Here is a 16,442-nt window from a genome sequence, read left to right on the forward strand (position 1 = left end):
GTGACAGTTGTCCTTCCCACGCCTGCCCAACTTCTCGACGTCGCCAAGCAGTGCGGCCTTTCGCTGACTGATGCTGACGTCGCCTCGTTCCGCGGCCTGATGCAGGGGTCGATCGAAGCCTATAATCTCGTCGGCGCGATGCCGGATGAAGTGCCGGAGGTCAAATATCCCCGCACGCCGGGCTATCGGCCCTCGCCCGAGGAGAACCCGCGCAACGCCTGGTACCGCAAGTCGACCGTGAAGGGTGCGGCGAGCGGCAAGCTGAAGGGCAAGACCGTCGCGCTGAAGGACAACATCATGCTCGCCGGCGTGCCCATGATGAATGGTTCCGCGACGCTCGAAGGCTATGTCCCCGATTTCGACGCCACCATCGTCACGCGCATGCTCGATGCCGGCGCCGAGATCGCCGGAAAAGTGCATTGCGAATCCTTCTGCATGTCCGGCGGCAGCCACACCGGCGCGGTCGGTGCCGTGCATAATCCGCACAAGATGGGCTATTCGGCCGGTGGCTCGTCCTCGGGCAGTGGCGTCGTGGTCGCGCTCGGCGAGGTCGACATGGCGATCGGCGGCGACCAGGGCGGCTCGATCCGCATGCCGTCCTCGTTCTGCGGCACCTACGGCATGAAGCCGACCTGGGGCCTCGTCCCCTACACCGGCATCATGCCGATCGAGATCTTCGTCGATCACACCGGTCCGATGACGGCGACCGTCGCCGACAATGCGCTGCTGCTCGAAGTGCTCGCCGGCGACGACGGCTACGATCCCCGCATCAAGGCACCGAAGGTCGAGGACTACACCAAGGCGCTCGGCCAGGGCGTCAAGGGCATGAAGATCGGCATCCTCAAGGAAGGTTTTGAGCAGGCGAACGCGGAGGCCGCGGTGAACGAAAGCGTCCGCGAGGCGGCAAAACGTTTCAAGGATCTCGGCGCCACCGTCGAGACCGTCTCGATCCCGATGCATCTCGCGGGCCCGGCGATCTGGACCCCGATCGGTACCGAGGGCATGACCCAGACCATGATGTATGGCGACGGCTACGGGCTCAGCCGCGGCGACCTCTATTCGACCTCGCTGATGGACTTCCATCGCGGCTGGCGCCGGCAGGCGGATTCGCTGTCGGAGACGACAAAACTGTTCCTGATGCTCGGGACTTACATCAACAATAGCTTCGGTCCCCGCTATTACGGCAAGGCCCTCAACATCTCGCGCCGCCTGACCGCGGCCTATGACAAGGCGTTCGGCGCATACGACCTGCTGCTGCTGCCGACCACGCCGATGAAGGCGACGAAGCTGCCGGAGCCCACCGCCAGCCGCGAGGACTATGTCGCCCGCGCGCTGGAGATGATCTCCAACACCGCGCCGTTCGACATCACCCATCATCCCGCGATGTCGCTGCCCTGCGGCATGGTCGACGGCCTACCCGTCGGCCTGATGCTGGTCGGCCGCATGTTCGAGGAATCCACCATCTACCGCGCCGCCCATGCCTTCGAGCAGATCGGCGACTGGAAGAAGATGTGAGCGGGGAATTCATGCAGACGGACGGAAGACCAGAGCGTTTTCGAGCGAAGTGGATACCGGTTCGCGTCGAGAAAACGCGTCAAAACAAGAATCTATCGCATGGCTAACGCGTTCGTCGCGGCGTTCGAGATCCTGAGCTTCGGCGCGATCATTGTCCTGATCGTGCTGGGGCTCGGAATCATCGCCAGCATGATGGGCATCTTCAACTTCGCGCAGGGCGAGTTCGTCCTGCTCGGGGCCTACATCACCTATCTCGCCTACGCCAAGGGCCTGCCGATCTGGGCCGGCATGGTCGCGGCGCCCTTCGTGGTCGGTGCGCTCGGCTTCGTGCTGGAGGCGCTGATCATCCGCCGCTTCTACGCCGCGCCGATCGTGGCGATGCTCGGCACCTATGCGCTCGGCCTGATCATCCGCGAATCGGTGCGCGGCCTGATCGGCGGCTTCTATCTCACCGTGCCCGAGCCGATCGGCGGCTCGATCGATATCGGCGCCACGCACATCTCGGCCTGGCGCTTCACCATCATCGTCATCACGCTCCTGGTGATGGCGGGCTGCTACCTCCTGCTGTCGCGCACGAGCTTTGGCCTGCGCATGCGCGCCACCCTGGAAAATCCCTCGCTGGCGCGGGCCTCAGGCATTTCCACGCCCTTGATGTACGGCGCCACGTTTGCGTTCGGCTCCGCGCTCGCCGGCCTTGCCGGCGCGCTGATCGTCCCGGTGTTCAGCCTGTACGCCGATCTCGGCCTGCGCTTCCTGATCCAGGGCTTTGTCGCGGTGATGGTCGGCGGCGTCGGCTCCTTCATCGGACCGGTGGCGGGCGCCGGCGTCATCGGCACCCTCAGTGCCGCGCTGCCATGGGTGATGGCGCCCGTCGTCGCCGACGTCCTCGTCTTCGTGCTCGCCATTGTCTTCATCAAATTTCGGCCGCAGGGCCTCATCGCTGGAAAAGGGGTTTAGTCATGTTCGATCGTACTGAGCTTTCGCGCCGCCGCTTCCTCTCCAATCTTGCCTTTACCACCGGCGCGGTCGCGACCGGCGTCGGCAGCTGGGTGGTTCCGGCGCCGTGGGCCAATGCGGCGGAAGGCCCGATCAAGGTCGGCATCGCAACCGATCTCACCGGCCCGATCGCCTATGCCGGCAATGCCGACGCCAATGTCGCCAAGATGGTGATCAAGGAGATCAATACGGCCGGTGGTCTGCTCGGCCGTCCGCTCGAGCTCTATATCGAGGACACCGCCTCGAACGAATCCGTCGCGGTCGGCAACGTCCGAAAACTGATCCAGCGCGACAAGGTCGACATGGTGCTGGGCGGCATCACCTCATCGATGCGCAACGCGATCAAGGACCCGATCGTGGCGCGCGGCAAGACGCTCTACATCTATCCGCAGCTCTACGAAGGCAAGGAGTGCACGCCCTATCTGTTCTGCACCGGGCCGACGCCGGCGCAGCAATGTGACGAGTTCATCCCCTGGCTGATCAAGAACGGCGGCAAGAAGTTCGCGCTGCCGAGCGCCAACTATGTCTGGCCGCATACGCTCAACGTCTACGCCCGCAAGGTGATCGAGCAGAACGGCGGCGAGGTCGTCTTCGAGGAATATTACCCGCTCGACCAGGTCGATTTCTCCGCGACCGTCAACCGGATCGTCTCCAACAAGGTCGACGTCGTCTTCAACACGGTCATTCCGCCGGGCGTCGGCCCGTTCTTCAAACAGCTCTATGAAGCTGGCTTCCTCAAGAACGGCGGGCGCCTGGCCTGCGTCTACTATGACGAGAACACGCTCAACATCAACCAGGCCGCCGAGATCGAGGGGCTCGCAAGCTGTCTCGACTATTTCAAGGTGCTGACCAAGGAGAACCCGTTCGACGCCAAGATCCAGGCAGCCTACGAGAAGGACTTTCCCGGCAACTTCCTGTTCGCGGCCGGCAGTGCCGCGACCGGCACCTATCGCGGCCTCAAGTTGTGGGAAGCGGCCGTGAAGGAAGCCGGCAAGGTCGATCGCGACTCGGTTGCCGCCGCGCTTGATCACGCCAAGATCGCCGAAGGCCCGGGCGGACCGGCCGAGATGGTGCCGGGCAAGCGGCACTGCAAGATGAAGATGTACACTGCGGTCGCCAAGGGCGGGAACTACGAGATCGTCGGACGCAGCGACGGGCTCGTCGATCCCAAGGAATGCTGAGGCGGAATGCCGAAGTCGATGAGTGTGGTAAGAGAAGCCATCGCCGGCGACGAAGCGGACGATGCGATGGCTGAACGCGTGGCAGCGGGACAGGCCAAGGAACAGGTCAAGGCAGGGCGAAAGGTCCTGCCGATCGTGGAGGGCGTCGTGCTCGTCGCGGCGCTGCTCGCGCCGTTGGTGCTGCAGGACTACCTCACGGTGTTCGCGACCCGCGTGATCATCCTCGCGCTGTTCGCGTTGTCGTTCGATCTGGTCTGGGGCTATGCCGGCATCATGAGCTTCGGCCAGGCCCTGTTCTTCGGCTCGGCCGGCTATGGCGTCGCGCTGCTCGCGCGCGACCTCGATATCACCAACATCCTCCTGGTCCTCCCTGCCGGCACGATCATCGGCCTCACCTTCGCGCTGCTGCTCGGCGGCTTCCTGCTGCTCGGACGGCATCCCTCCAGCGTCATCTTCGTGTCGCTGGGCACGCTGACCGGCTCCTACGCCGCCGATCGCCTTGCGCGCGGCTGGTACTATCTCGGAGGCCAGAACGGCATCCCCTCGATCGCGCCGATGTCGCTCGGCGGCTACGAATTTACTGAAGGCCCGGCTTTCTACTATCTCGTGCTCGGCATCCTCGTCGTCGTTTATCTGCTCTGCAGATTCCTGGTGCGCTCGCAATTCGGGCTGGCGCTCGCAGGCCTGCGTGAGAACGAGCAGCGCATCGCCTTCTTCGGCTACAAGGCGCAGCATCTCAAGGCGATCATCTTCGCGATCGGCGGCGCCATCGCAGGTCTTGCCGGCAGCCTTTATGCTTTCCATGAAGGTTTCGTCTGGCCCAACATGGTCGGCGTCGTCGTCTCGACGCAGGTGGTGCTCTATGTGCTGTTCGGCGGCTCCGGAACGTTGATCGGCGCCGTCATCGGCACCGTGATCGTCGAGGGCGTCAGCTTCTGGCTCTCCGACAATTATCGCGAGATCTGGCCGATCATCCTCGGTCTGCTGCTGCTGCTCGTGATCCTGTTCCGGCCGCTTGGCCTGATCAGTTTTGTGCTCGGCGAGCGCGAACGGGTCGGCAGCTTTGGTGCCAGGCCCAAGGAGACCGAGAGGAAGACCGAGAAGCAGACTGAGAAGGAGAAGCGCAATGCCGCTCCTTGAAGCCGCCGATATCAAGAAGATTTTTGGCAAGCTCACCGCGCTCGACGGCGCCGCGCTCACCGTCGGCGAGAACGAGTTTCACGGCCTGATCGGACCGAACGGCTCCGGCAAGAGCACGCTGATGAAGTGCATTGCGGGAGCCGAGGTGCCGACCCAAGGCAAAGTCTCCTTCGTCAACACCGACATCACCGCGTTCACGCCGACCGAACGGGCCCGGGCCGGCATGAGCCTGAAATTCCAGATCACCAGCGTGCTGCCGACGCTGACGCTCTACGACAACATCCTGCTCGCGCTGCAGGCGCAGTCCTCGCTGTTCGATCTCGTGTTCTCGCGCACGCGGGGCGCGCTGCACGACCAGGTCATGACCATGCTGACACAGTTTCGGCTGGCCGATCGCGCCTTCGACGCGGCGGCCGCATTGTCGCACGGCCAGCAGCAATGGCTGGAGATTGCGATGGCGCTCGCCGGTAAGCCAAAACTGCTGCTGCTGGACGAGCCGACCGGCGGCATGAGCCTGGAGGAGCGCCGCGTCACCGGTGAATTGCTGCAGCCGATCAAGAAACATTGCTCGCTCGTTATCGTCGAGCACGACCTCGATTTCATCCGCGACATCTGTGATCGGTTGACTGTGCTCGACCAGGGCAAGGTGCTGGCATCGGGCACCGTGTCGGAGATCCAGGCCAACAAATCCGTTCAGGAGATCTATCTGCGCCGTGCCTGAATTTTTGGACATCAAGCATCTCGACGCGGGCTATGGCCGCAGCCAGGTCCTGTTCGACGTCACCCTCGGCATTCCCTGGCGCGGCGGCGTTGCCGTGCTCGGCCGCAATGGCGCCGGCAAGACCACGCTGATGAAGACCATCGTCGGCGAGCTGCCGGCATGGAAGGGCGAGGTCGCCTTCGATGGACGCGACATCAGCCGTCGCGCGACCCAGGAGCGCGTGCGCGCCGGCATCGGCTACGTCCCGCAGGAGCACTCGGTGTTCGCGCGCCTGTCGGTGCGCGACAATCTCGCGGTCGGCTCGCTCGCCAGCAAGAAGGCCGACGCGGTCGACCATGTGCTGACCATCTTCCCGAAACTCGGCCAGCGCCTCGACCAGCCCGCCGGCACCCTCTCCGGCGGCGAGCGCAAGATGCTCGCCATCGGCCGCGCCATGCTGGGCGATCCAAAGCTGTTGTTACTGGACGAGCCGACCGAAGGCGTCTGGATCGGCGTGATCGAGGAGATCACCGAGCGCCTGATCGAGCTCGCGAAGAGCATCGCCGTCATCATCGTCGAGCAGCACCTCGACCTCGCGCTGCGCGTCGCCGATTACGCCTATGTGTTGGACCGCGGCAGAGTCGCGCTGCAAGGGCAGGCGGGCGAGGTGAGGGGCAATCCGGAGCTGATGCGGTATCTGGCACCGTAGGGACTCGCCACTCGCTCTGCAGCTATATCTCACCGCGGCGCTTTGCCGGTTCCGTCATCCTGAGGTGCGAGCGTAGCGAGCCTCGAAGGATGAGCGGCCCCGCTGCCGCAGCTGGGCCGTCGCCCTTTGAGGCTCGCTGCGCGAGCGCCTCAGGGTGACGGTGAGAGGTTGTCGGTCGGGGAAGACCTGAGCGCCGCCTTACTTCACCGCCCCAAAGCGGCTGTCGAACGAGTTCGACGACACCACCGGCGCGGCGCCCATGATCTGCGTCGCTTCACCCGCACCATCGCTCACCGACGGCTTCAGCGCCGGACGCGTCGCCGCAAGCCGCGTATCCGGCTTCACCGGTTCGGCGGGCTTGGCGGCGGCGACGGCTGGCTTCGGTGTGTCCTTGGACGTGTCGCGGCCGGGCACGAACCTCGTCACTGCGGCCTTCAGCCTCGACGTCGCGGTGGGCGGCGTTGTGGGCGCAGCGGCCGGAGCCACGGAGGCGGTCGCCTGCGGCGGAGGCGTGGTTGCCGTCGTGTCGGCGGTGCCCATGCCCATCTTGCGACCGAGGTTGGAGAAGAAGCCGCCAGATTTTTCAGCCGGAGCGGCTGCGGCGACGCGGGTATTGGCGGCGGGCGCGCTGACGGCGACGACCGGCTCCTGGTTCGCGGGAGCGGCGGCGACCGCATCGAGATTGGGCTTGGGCGGATTGACGTGTCCGGGGATCGTGCCCGGCGCCTTCGCCATCGCCAGCATCTCCAGGGTCGAGCCTTCGGCATTCTCCGACAGGCCGGTCGATCCCTCCGGAATCTTCGAGGCAAAAATCTTGTTCATGCCGCCATCGATGCCGGTGTTCATGCGCGCCATCGGCGTGCCCTTGGCGACGAGCTTGTTGTACTCGACCTGGTCGCGCGCATCCTTCTCGCGCACCGCGCTGGCGATGTCCTCGGGGATGACGTAGGCCGGGCACTTCGCGGAGGCGTCGAACACCGGATCGCGCTTGGCGTCGGGCGTCTTGGCTGCGTCGAAGACGTACTTCTTCTCGCAGAAATCGACCTTCGGCTCCTGCCGCGTCACCTCGAAATGATCATAGCCTTCCTTGATCATCTTCCAGAACGGCATGTTCGGGTTGTTCCGGTGCTTGGCCATGTTCACCGGCGTCATCTTGAACGGATAGGCCTGGAGCTGGAACGCCTTCTGGCCACCGAAGAACGACTCGCGGCCAAGCGAATAGATCTCCGCGATCTGCTCGTCCGTCATCGCGTAGCAGCCGCGCGACGAACAATCGCCGTGCACCATCAACTGCGAGCCGCTGCGGCCCAAAGCCTTGTCGAAGGCGTTCGGGTAACCCGTGTTGAACGACAGGTAATAGGCCGACTGCGGATTCATCTGGCCCGGATTGATCGAGTAGAATCCTTCCGGCGCCTGGCGGTCGCCTTCGCGCACCTTCGGACCGAGATCGCCCGACCAGCGGCAGATCGGATAGGTCTTGAGCAGCGCGAACTGGCCGTTGCGGGCCTGCTTCCAGACCTCGAGCTCGGCCTCCTGCTTGAACAGACGGACCAGGATCGGCGATTGCAGGTCCATGTTCTTCTCGACCATCGCGGCGAGAAGCTTTGGCGGCACCGGCTGGTTGGCCTTGGCGTTGGTCGCGAGCGAAACCTGGTCGGTATCGCAGCCGGCCAGCAGAACACTGGCCGTCAGCAGCGCGACCGAAGCCAAAAGCGCGCGAGCAAGCGAACGAGAAATCAAGATGGACCCCACACCGTGCCGGGCAAGCAGCGCGAACCCCAATCTCGAAGCATGATCCGACCGGAGATCCGGACCCGTCGTGACGGGCTTTTTCGAACCACGCTCCAGCGCTTGTGCCCTGAAGCCATTGATTAAAATTCTAACCTCTGGGTCATGTGGTCGCAACCCGAGCTGGGATCACGAGCCCGTTGGCCCAGTGGCATGGTCAACGAAGACTAAATGGACGCGACTTTGGGCCGTACTTGGGCCTTTCGGCCCAATCAGGACAGAGATCGCTGATTTGGGCAAAAAAAGGGTTAACGGGGAGTTACTGGAGGTCTCGTAGGGTGGGCAAAGCGAAGCGTGCCCACCATTCTCTGCCGTCCGACCGGCTGGTGGGCACGGCGCTTCGCGCCTTTGCCCACCCTACGGCACCGAAAACGGCCGAATCAGCCCAGTTTCCGGCCGATATCGAGGAATTTCTGCCGCCGCTGCTTGCGGATGGTGTCGCCGTCCAGGCCACGCATCTCGTCAAACGCCTTGGCGATGGCATCGCCCGTGGTGGCGATCATGGCGGCGGGGTCGCGGTGGGCGCCGCCGACCGGCTCCTTCAGGATGCTGTCGATCACCCCGAAGCGCAGCATGTCCTGCGCGGTGATCTTCATGTTGTTGGCGGCTTCCTGCGCCTTGGAGCCGTCGCGCCAAAGGATCGAGGAGGCGGCCTCGGGCGAGATCACGCTGTAGATCGCGTGCTCCAGCATCAAGACCTTGTTGGCGGTGGTGATGGCGATGGCGCCGCCCGACATGCCTTCGCCGGTGATGATGGCGACGTTGGGCACGGTCAGCGCCATGCAGGCGTCGGTCGAGCGCGCGATCGCCTCGGCCTGGCCGCGCTCTTCGGCGCCGATGCCGGGATAGGCGCCGGCGGAATCGGCGAGCGACAGCACGGGCAGGCCGAACCGCTCGGCCATCTCCATCAGCCGCACGCATTTGCGATAGCCCTCGGGCCGCGCCATGCCGAAATTGTGCCGGATGCGACTCTCGGTGGAATCGCCCTTTTCCTGGCCCATCACGCAGATGGCCTCACCGCGGAAGCGGCCGAAGCCGGCAACCAGCGCCTCGTCCTCGCCGAACTTGCGGTCGCCCGCGAGCGGGGTGAATTCGGTGATCAGGCCCTTGATGAAGTCGTTGAAATGCGGCCGCTGCGGGTGTCGCGCGACCAGCGTCTTCTGCCACGGCGTCAGGTTCAGATAGAGGTCGGCCAGCGCCTGCGCCGCCTTGTCCTCGATCTTCCCGATCTCCTCGGAGATGTCAGTGCCCGAGGCCGCAAGCGTCCGCAGCTCGTCGACCTTGGAGTCGAGCTCGGCGACCGGCTTTTCGAAGTCGAGATAGCTGCGCATGTGATCTGGCATCAACTCAATATAGCGGGGACGGGGCGGGGCGTCGAAGCAGGTTTGGATCGGTGGAAAGAAATGTAGCTTCTTCAATGAGTTGGCTTGTGGGCTTGGAAGCAGCCCGCCAAATCATGCGTGAGGCCACGGCTCTTTCTGCGGAGATGTGGCCGAAGTCAAGGCGGTTTCATGGGTTGCCGGTAGCCCGGATGGAGCGAAGCGCAATCCGGGAAAGTCTTTCCGTGACGCCAGAGCCCCGGATTACGCTGCGCTCCATCCGGGCTACAAGAGAACTACTTCTCCGCCAGCGGGTGCAGGTCGCGCACTAGGCTCTTCAGGCGCTCCTCGACCACATGGGTGTAGATCTGGGTCGTGGAGATGTCGGTGTGGCCGAGCAGGGTCTGCACGATGCGCAGATCCGCGCCGTTGTGCAGGAGGTGGCTGGCAAAGGCGTGGCGCAGCACGTGCGGGGAGACCAGCCGGGCCTGCAGCCCCGAGGCGACCGCGAGCTCCTTCAGGTCGCGGGCGAAATGCTGCCGCGTCAGATGCCCGCTCTCGCCGAACGATGGGAACAGCCATTTCGAGGCGGCCACGCTGTTCTTCTTGTCGGCCTTTGCCGCTTCCGTCGCCGCGAGATAATCCGCCATCGCCTGCCGTGAGGCCTCGTTGAGCGGCACCAGGCGTTCCTTGTTGCCCTTGCCGCGCACCACGATCATGCGGGCGTCGCGTTTGGCCGCGGAGCGCGGCAGCGCCACCAGCTCGGAGACGCGCAGGCCCGTGGCGTAGAGCACCTCGAGCAGGCAATAGAGCCGTAACGCGCGCAGCTGCTTCGAGGGCGAGGCATCCGCCGCCTCGCTCAATTCCTTGGCGCGGCGGAGCATGCGGTCGACATCCGCGATCGACAGCACCTTCGGCAGGCCTCGGCCGCGCTTGGGGCCGGACAGGATTGCCGCGGGATCCTCGGTGCGGATGCGCTCGTTCAGGAGAAAGCGGTAGAGATGCCGCATCGCCGACAGCCGCCGCGCGACGCTGGTGGATTTGAAGCCGCGGCTGTCGAGATCGGCGAGGTAATCGCGCAGGATCTGCGTCTCGGCGTCGGCAAAGCTGTGCCCGCCGCGGCCCAAAAATTCCGAGAAATCGGTGAGGTCGCGGCGGTAGGCATCGAGCGTATTGGGGCCGGCGCCCTGTTCCGCCGCGAGCATGTCGAGGAACAGGCCGGTGAGCTTGCTGTCTGAGGGCTGTACGCGCATGCCCTGGAGGCTAGCTCCTATTTCTTGAGAAATTTATCCGGCGGGATCGTCACCGTCATTTCCCGCGACTTCGGGCTCACGAAGTTCGCCAGCGCGAAGACCACGCCATAGACGATGCCGGCGAGCACGGCGACGACCGTCAGGAAGCGGAACAGGCTGGGCATCGGGCAAGGTCTCGGGAGGGTCTCAGGCGTCCAAATTAACCAATGAAATCATCCAACATGTTCGCCGTTTCGTGGCAAGAGTCCTCTGGCGAGGGCCCCGAGGGGGTCGTATAGGTGGCCAAAGCATGCCGCCTCCGGCGGCAGATCGAGCGAGACCCAGAGCGAGATTTATGCCCGACGCCGCGTTGCCGATACAAGCTGCCCCTGAGGCCGAAATCCTGTCGGCGCTCGGGACGCGCTCGATCGTGCTCGTCGGCATGATGGGGGTGGGCAAATCCACCATCGGCCGCCGCATGGCGGCCCGGCTCAAGCTGCCCTTCGTTGACGCCGACACCGAGATCGAGATCGCTCATGCCGGCATGACCATACCGGAGATTTTCGAGCGCCATGGCGAGCCGTATTTCCGGGATGGCGAGGCGCGGGTGATCGCGCGCCTGCTCGACGGCGAGCCGATCGTGCTGGCGACCGGCGGCGGTGCCTTCATGCGCGAGGAGACGCGCAACCGCATTGCGGCCAAGGCGGTCTCGATCTGGCTCAAGGCCGACCCTGACGTCATCATGCGCCGGGTGCGCCGCCGCGCCGATCGCCCGCTGCTCCAGACCGCCGATCCCGAAGGAACCGTGACGCGCCTGCTCACCGAGCGCGAGCCGATCTACGGCCATGCCGATCTCACCATCGCCTCGCGCGACGTGCCGCACGACAAGATCGTCGAGGAATGCATCGAGACGCTGCGCGCCCATCTCCGCGGCGAACAAGCCGCCCAATCACCTGCCGACGTTGCGAGTGCCGTACGATGACTGCGCCGTTGAAACATTCCGATCCAGTCAACGTCGACGTCGCGCTCGGCGATCGCGCCTATGACATCGTCATCGGCCGCGGCGTGCTGGCCTCGCTCGGCGAGCGGGTCGCGCGCTTGCGGCCCGGCGTGCGTACGGCGATCGTCACCGATCGCACCGTCGCAAAACACTGGCTCGAGCCGACCGAAGCGTCGCTCGCGTCTGCCGGCATTCCGACCTCGCGCATCGTGGTCGAGGAAGGCGAGATCTCCAAAACCTATGCCGGCCTCGAAAAGGTCAGCGAGGCCCTGATCGCCGCGAAGATCGAGCGCAACGATCTCGTCATCGCGCTCGGCGGCGGCGTGGTCGGCGATCTCGCCGGCTTTGCGGCCGCGATTCTGCGCCGCGGCGTCGATTTCGTGCAGGTGCCGACCTCGCTGCTGGCGCAGGTCGATTCCTCCGTCGGCGGCAAGACCGGCATCAACTCGCCGCAGGGCAAAAATCTGCTCGGCGCCTTCCACCAACCGCTGCTGGTCATTGCCGACACCGCCGTGCTCGACACGCTGTCGCCGCGGCAGTTTCGCGCCGGCTATGCCGAGGTCGCCAAATACGGTGTGCTCGGCGACGAAGCCTTCTTCACCTGGCTGGAGAAGAACCATTCCGATATCTTCAAGGGCGGCTCGGCGCGCGAGCACGCGATCGCGACCTCGTGCCGCGCCAAGGCCGGCGTCGTCTCGCGCGATGAGCGCGAGACCGGCGAGCGCGCGCTGCTCAATCTCGGCCATACCTTTGGTCACGCTCTGGAAGCCGCGACCGGTTTCTCCGATCGCCTCTTCCATGGCGAGGGTGTTTCGATCGGCATGACGCTGGCGGCGCAGTTCTCGGCGAAGCTTGGCGTGCTCGGCGAGGCCGATGCCGCGCGCGTCGAGCGTCACCTCATCGAGGCCGGCCTGCCGACGCGACTGCAGGACATCGCCGGTTTCGCGCAGGAAGGACTTGCCGACGCCGACGCGCTGATGGCGCTGATGGCGCAGGACAAGAAGGTCAAGCGCGGCAAGCTCACCTTCATCCTGCTGGAGGCGGTCGGGCGCGCCGTGATCGCGAAGGACGTCGAGCCGGCGCCTGTGCGCGATTTCCTCAAAGAGAAGCTCGCGCAGAAGGCTTGATGCGCGGCTGAACGGCGCTAAGGCGTTTTCGAGCGAAGTGGGTACCGGTTCGCGAAAACGCGTCAAAGCAAAAAACCAGAGTGGTGCATGGACTGGCTCGGATTCACCATCGTCATTCTCTGCCTGCTCGTCTCGGGCTTCTTCGCCGCGAGCGAGACCGCGCTGACCGGCGCCTCGCGCGCCAGCATGCTGCGGCTCTCCAAGCAGGGTAACCACGACGCCGATGTCGTCTCGCAGCTGCTCGACATGCGCGAGCGCCTGATCGGCGCGCTGCTGCTCGGCAACAACATCGCCAATATCAGCGCGTCCGCGCTCGCCACCAGCATCTTCACGGCCTGGTTCGGCGATGTCGGCGTGCTCTATGCCACCGGCGTGATGACGGCACTGGTCGTGATCTTCGCGGAGGTGCTGCCGAAGACCATCGCCATCAACGCGCCCGACCGCATGGCGCTTGCGGTCGCCCGCCCGATGCGGCTGACGATGTACGTGCTGGGACCGCTGCTGCGGATCGTCGAGGTCATCGTCCGCCTGTTGATGCGCTTGTTTGGTTTGGCGGGCGAGCATCAGGCGATCCTGTCGCCGACCGAGCGCCTGCGCGGCGCCGTCGACCTGCTGCACCACGAGGGCAAGGTCGAGAAGCAGGACCGCGACATGCTCGGCGGCCTGCTCGATCTGCGCGAACTCCAGGTTTCCGACGTCATGATCCACCGCACCGAGATGATGATGATCAATGCCGACCTGCCGCCGGAGGAACTGGTGCGCGAGGTGCTGGCGACCGAGTACACCCGCATTCCGCTGTGGCGCGAGAAGCCGGAAAACATCATCGGCGTGCTTCACGCCAAGGATTTGTTGCGCGCAATCCGTGCATCCGACGGTGACACCTCGCGCATCGACGTCTCCACCATCGCATTGCCGCCTTGGTTCGTGCCGGAAATGCGCCCGGTCTCCGAGCAGCTCAAGGCGTTCCGGCGCCGAAAGACCCATTTCGCCCTCGTCGTCGACGAATACGGCGAGGTTGAAGGTCTCGTGACGCTGGAAGACATTTTGGAAGAGATCGTCGGCGACATCTCCGACGAGCACGACGTCGTGGTCGCCGGCGTGCGCGCCCAGCCGGACGGCTCGGTCGTGGTCGACGGCTCGGTGCCGATCCGCGATCTCAATCGCGCCATGGACTGGCACCTGCCCGATGAAGAGGCAACGACGGTCGCCGGCCTCGTCATTCACGAGGCGCGCTCGATCCCCGACCGCGGCCAGAGTTTCACGTTCCACGGTTTCCGTTTCCGCGTCCTCCGCCGCGAACGCAACCGCATCACCGCGCTCCGTATTTCACCGGTGCCGCGTGACGCGGAGATGGAGGAAGCCAAGCCGAGAAGGGCGGGGACGTCGTTCTAGCCGTCACAACAGGTGTCATCGCCCGCGAAGGCGGGCGATCCAGTACGCCGCGGCAGTTCGATTCCAGCTGCGCCGTCTCGGATTACTGGATGCCCGCCTTCGCGGGGCATGACAGCCGTTATCCTTCCTCCGGCGCCTGCGCGTGGATCGCGAGCGCGTGCACGCTGCCTGAGAGTTCCGCGGCCAGCGCCGAATTTATCATGCGGTGGCGATCGACCCGGCTCTTCCCTTTGAAGGCCTGAGACACGATATAGACGCGAAAGTGCGTCTCGCCGCTCGGTCGATGGCCGGCGTGGCCCTCATGCAAATGTGACTCGTCGACAACCTGCAGGCTTTCCGGCGTGAAAGCTTCCTGCAACTTGTTGCTGATAGTGTCTTTCATAACCATGAGTGCCATTAAAGCGTGCGGCCGCACTCCGTCAATTGCATAGGCCGCCTGCGGCGGCCGTACCTCGAAGACGCCGGAGTGAAACTTCGGCTGCGGGTTCCCAGCTAATTGCAATGTCAAGACTTGAAGGTTTTTGCATTGCGTAGTCAAAGTCAGTCATGCCGATCGATTCATCAAAGTTCTTCGACTCCATCCGGGTCAAGCCGAAAGGCAAGCAGCCGGAAGTGAAGCCGCGCGACGCCGTGGTCAACTGCGAATGGGCCGGGTGTCAGAACAAGGGCGCGCACCGTGCGCCGAAGGGCCGCGAGAACCAGCGCGAGTACTGGCACTTCTGCTTGAACCACGTGCGCGAGTACAACCAGAACTACAATTTCTTCTCCGGCATGAATGCCGATGCCGTCGCGCGCTACCAGAAGGATGCGCTGACCGGCCACCGCCCGACCTGGAAGATGGGCGCCAATGGCGGCAAGAAGGGCGCGGAAGCCGAGATCGACATGGCGTCCGATCCGTTCAGCATGTTCAGTGAGATCAACGGCCGCGCGGGCTGGCGGAAGGGTCCGCAGGCCGAGCCCAAGGCCGAGACGCGCAAGGTGATGAACGCCGAGCGCAAGGCGCTCCAGGTCATGGGCCTCGGCCCCGATTCCACGCTCGCCGACGTCAAGAGCAAGTACAAGGCGCTGGTCAAGCAGCACCACCCCGACGCCAACGGCGGCGACCGGTCGACCGAAGACCGCCTGATCGAGATCATCAAGGCGTATAATTATTTGAAGACGGTGGTCCGCGAGGCCTAGGCTACGCCTTCCGGGAAGGACAGTTCGCAAACCAGTCCTTCCGGCCTCCATTGCCGGGTAATGGTTCCGCGCAAGGTCCGGATGATGCCGTCGACCGCGCCGATTCCAAAGCCCTTGCGCGTCGGCGCCTCGTTGACCCGAGGACCGCCGCTCTCCGACCAGTGCAGCACGAGAGGTTCTGCACCATTGGTCTCCCAGCTGATCTCCAACCTGCCCGAAGGCCTCGACAGCGCGCCATATTTGGCGGCGTTGGTGGCGAGCTCATGCAGCGCGACTGCGATCGACTGGGCCAGCGTGGGCGGCAGGCGGACGTCGTCTCCCGCGATTTTGATCCGCTCGCCGTCCCGGCATGCGTACGGCCGGAGTTCCTCCTCGACGATGGTCTTCAGATTTGCGCCGGTCCAACGCGAAGCCGAGAACAGCCTCTGCACGTTGGCAAGCGCGCTGAGCCGGCCTGCAAACGCGGTCTGGAACTCTTCTGCGGTATCCGCCTTCGTCAGCCGCAGCATCGCCTGAGCCACTGCGAGCAGGTTGTTGGAACGATGATCGACCTCGGAGGTGAGGAGCATCATCCTCTGCTCGGCCTGCTTGCGAGCCGTGATGTCGACCAGCATGTTCACCGCGCCGACCAACCGGCCGCGTTCGTCGCGCAGCGGCGTCGGATAGGGCATGAAGCAGATCCGGGAGCCGTCCGGCCGCTCGGCCACGGCCTCGACGTCGCGCACTGGCCGGTTCTGCTTGAGCGCGATGGCCATCGGGCATTCAGCGTGGGGAAGCGCCGTGCCGTCGGGCAGATAGAGTTTCCAGGTCACGCACCACATCTCGCCGATCTTCGGCGTGCGTCCGGCAAAATCGATGCAGGCGCGATTGAAGAAGGTGATGCAGCCTTCCGCGTCGGTTGTGTAGATCGCGGCCGGCAGAGCCTGCAGCAAGTCGCGGAATCGTCTTTCAGAATCCGTGCTGGTCTGGGTCCGGCTGGCGGCATAGCCGGCGGCGATCTCGCCAATCCTCGCCTCGTCCGATTGTCCAAACAAGTCCAGCATTGGAAATCCTGATCCGAGGGGGCACACGGTTAAGTCCCCAGACCCTGAGATGTTCCAAGGTCGTCGCCCCGGACCGTGCGCGCGTTCCCGCAATCACGATCTCGCGCGACGGCTCTGCCGT

16 protein-coding genes are annotated in these 16,442 nt (G+C 64.6%); 10 read left to right on the forward strand and 6 right to left on the reverse strand.

The genetic code is table 11. The features are described from left to right. The 6 genes from OWC48_RS12355 (at position 1) to OWC48_RS12380 (ending at position 6,241) form a co-directional block, all read left to right on the forward strand. Positions 1-1,515, forward strand: a complete 1,515-nt coding sequence (locus OWC48_RS12355; protein ID WP_282520236.1) for an amidase — start codon at positions 1-3, stop codon at positions 1,513-1,515. Positions 1,516-1,614: 99 nt separating this feature from the next. Then, the gene (locus OWC48_RS12360; RefSeq protein ID WP_282520237.1) at positions 1,615-2,472 is read left to right on the forward strand and encodes a branched-chain amino acid ABC transporter permease; all 858 of its coding nucleotides are present in this window, start codon (positions 1,615-1,617) and stop codon (positions 2,470-2,472) included. Positions 2,473-2,474: 2 nt separating this feature from the next. Next, positions 2,475-3,692, forward strand: coding sequence for a substrate-binding protein (locus OWC48_RS12365; RefSeq protein ID WP_282520238.1), 1,218 nt, complete (start codon positions 2,475-2,477; stop codon positions 3,690-3,692). Between the two features lie 6 nt (positions 3,693-3,698). Beyond that, the gene (locus OWC48_RS12370; RefSeq protein ID WP_282520239.1) at positions 3,699-4,832 is read left to right on the forward strand and encodes a branched-chain amino acid ABC transporter permease; all 1,134 of its coding nucleotides are present in this window, start codon (positions 3,699-3,701) and stop codon (positions 4,830-4,832) included. Further along, complete coding sequence (locus OWC48_RS12375; protein WP_282520240.1) at positions 4,819-5,553, forward strand: ABC transporter ATP-binding protein; 735 nt, start codon at positions 4,819-4,821, stop codon at positions 5,551-5,553. The genes OWC48_RS12370 and OWC48_RS12375 overlap by 14 nt, the downstream gene beginning before the upstream one ends. Continuing rightward, complete coding sequence (locus tag OWC48_RS12380) at positions 5,546-6,241, forward strand: ABC transporter ATP-binding protein (RefSeq protein ID WP_282520241.1); 696 nt, start codon at positions 5,546-5,548, stop codon at positions 6,239-6,241. Before OWC48_RS12375 ends, OWC48_RS12380 begins: the two co-directional genes overlap by 8 nt. A 198-nt stretch (positions 6,242-6,439) precedes the next feature. Here OWC48_RS12380 and OWC48_RS12385 read toward each other — a convergent pair whose 3' ends face one another. The 4 genes from OWC48_RS12385 to OWC48_RS12400 form a co-directional block, all read right to left on the reverse strand. Next, entirely contained in the window at positions 6,440-7,981 is a 1,542-nt protein-coding gene (locus OWC48_RS12385; RefSeq protein ID WP_282520242.1) for a murein L,D-transpeptidase family protein, read from the reverse strand. Between the two features lie 428 nt (positions 7,982-8,409). Further along, positions 8,410-9,372, reverse strand: a complete 963-nt coding sequence (locus OWC48_RS12390; protein WP_282520243.1) for an acetyl-CoA carboxylase carboxyltransferase subunit alpha — start codon at positions 9,370-9,372, stop codon at positions 8,410-8,412. 272 nt (positions 9,373-9,644) lie between these two features. Further along, on the reverse strand, positions 9,645-10,601 hold the full coding sequence (xerD, locus tag OWC48_RS12395; RefSeq protein ID WP_282520244.1) for a site-specific tyrosine recombinase XerD: 957 nt from the start codon (positions 10,599-10,601) through the stop codon (positions 9,645-9,647). A gap of 17 nt (positions 10,602-10,618) precedes the next feature. Next, positions 10,619-10,765, reverse strand: coding sequence for a hypothetical protein (locus OWC48_RS12400; RefSeq protein ID WP_035730492.1), 147 nt, complete (start codon positions 10,763-10,765; stop codon positions 10,619-10,621). A gap of 170 nt (positions 10,766-10,935) precedes the next feature. Here OWC48_RS12400 and OWC48_RS12405 point away from each other — a divergent pair, with 170 nt between their 5' ends. The 3 genes from OWC48_RS12405 to OWC48_RS12415 all read left to right on the forward strand — a co-directional run bounded on the left by OWC48_RS12405 (position 10,936) and on the right by OWC48_RS12415 (position 14,099). Beyond that, a complete protein-coding gene (locus OWC48_RS12405) occupies positions 10,936-11,562 on the forward strand; it encodes a shikimate kinase (RefSeq protein WP_282520245.1) in 627 nt (208 codons plus the stop codon). Next, positions 11,559-12,707, forward strand: coding sequence for a 3-dehydroquinate synthase (gene aroB, locus OWC48_RS12410; RefSeq protein ID WP_282520246.1), 1,149 nt, complete (start codon positions 11,559-11,561; stop codon positions 12,705-12,707). Before OWC48_RS12405 ends, aroB begins: the two co-directional genes overlap by 4 nt. An 87-nt stretch (positions 12,708-12,794) precedes the next feature. After that, the gene (locus OWC48_RS12415; RefSeq protein ID WP_063980627.1) at positions 12,795-14,099 is read left to right on the forward strand and encodes an HlyC/CorC family transporter; all 1,305 of its coding nucleotides are present in this window, start codon (positions 12,795-12,797) and stop codon (positions 14,097-14,099) included. 118 nt (positions 14,100-14,217) lie between these two features. On the opposite strand, the gene OWC48_RS12420 is transcribed toward OWC48_RS12415, so the two are convergent. Beyond that, entirely contained in the window at positions 14,218-14,487 is a 270-nt protein-coding gene (locus OWC48_RS12420) for a BolA family protein (RefSeq protein WP_404979752.1), read from the reverse strand. Between the two features lie 158 nt (positions 14,488-14,645). Between OWC48_RS12420 and OWC48_RS12425 the strand changes: the two genes are divergently transcribed. Beyond that, positions 14,646-15,278, forward strand: coding sequence for a J domain-containing protein (locus tag OWC48_RS12425; protein ID WP_014490400.1), 633 nt, complete (start codon positions 14,646-14,648; stop codon positions 15,276-15,278). On the opposite strand, the gene OWC48_RS12430 is transcribed toward OWC48_RS12425, so the two are convergent. Further along, positions 15,275-16,321 carry a sensor histidine kinase gene (locus OWC48_RS12430; protein ID WP_282520247.1) on the reverse strand — a complete coding sequence of 349 codons (1,047 nt, stop codon included), beginning with the start codon at positions 16,319-16,321 and terminating at the stop codon, positions 15,275-15,277. The genes OWC48_RS12425 and OWC48_RS12430 overlap by 4 nt on opposite strands. Positions 16,322-16,442: the final 121 nt, after the last annotated feature.

It is taken from the genome of Bradyrhizobium sp. Arg816, from assembly GCF_029989365.1.
Classification (GTDB): Bacteria; Pseudomonadota; Alphaproteobacteria; order Rhizobiales; family Xanthobacteraceae; genus Bradyrhizobium.

Excerpts from the sequence above, each read along its gene's own strand:
- OWC48_RS12360 (WP_282520237.1), top strand. The coding sequence starts at position 1,615 with ATGGCTAACGCGTTCGTCGCGGCGTTCGAGATCCTGAGCTTCGGCGCG.
- OWC48_RS12365 (WP_282520238.1), top strand. The coding sequence starts at position 2,475 with ATGTTCGATCGTACTGAGCTTTCGCGCCGCCGCTTCCTCTCCAATCTT.
- OWC48_RS12370 (WP_282520239.1), top strand. The coding sequence starts at position 3,699 with ATGCCGAAGTCGATGAGTGTGGTAAGAGAAGCCATCGCCGGCGACGAA.
- OWC48_RS12375 (WP_282520240.1), top strand. The coding sequence starts at position 4,819 with ATGCCGCTCCTTGAAGCCGCCGATATCAAGAAGATTTTTGGCAAGCTC.
- OWC48_RS12390 (WP_282520243.1), bottom strand. The coding sequence starts at position 9,372 with ATGCCAGATCACATGCGCAGCTATCTCGACTTCGAAAAGCCGGTCGCC.
- xerD (WP_282520244.1), bottom strand. The coding sequence starts at position 10,601 with ATGCGCGTACAGCCCTCAGACAGCAAGCTCACCGGCCTGTTCCTCGAC.
- OWC48_RS12400 (WP_035730492.1), bottom strand. The coding sequence starts at position 10,765 with ATGCCCAGCCTGTTCCGCTTCCTGACGGTCGTCGCCGTGCTCGCCGGC.
- OWC48_RS12405 (WP_282520245.1), top strand. The coding sequence starts at position 10,936 with ATGCCCGACGCCGCGTTGCCGATACAAGCTGCCCCTGAGGCCGAAATC.
- aroB (WP_282520246.1), top strand. The coding sequence starts at position 11,559 with ATGACTGCGCCGTTGAAACATTCCGATCCAGTCAACGTCGACGTCGCG.
- OWC48_RS12415 (WP_063980627.1), top strand. The coding sequence starts at position 12,795 with ATGGACTGGCTCGGATTCACCATCGTCATTCTCTGCCTGCTCGTCTCG.
- OWC48_RS12420 (WP_404979752.1), bottom strand. The coding sequence starts at position 14,487 with ATGGTTATGAAAGACACTATCAGCAACAAGTTGCAGGAAGCTTTCACG.
- OWC48_RS12425 (WP_014490400.1), top strand. The coding sequence starts at position 14,646 with ATGCCGATCGATTCATCAAAGTTCTTCGACTCCATCCGGGTCAAGCCG.
- OWC48_RS12430 (WP_282520247.1), bottom strand. The coding sequence starts at position 16,321 with ATGCTGGACTTGTTTGGACAATCGGACGAGGCGAGGATTGGCGAGATC.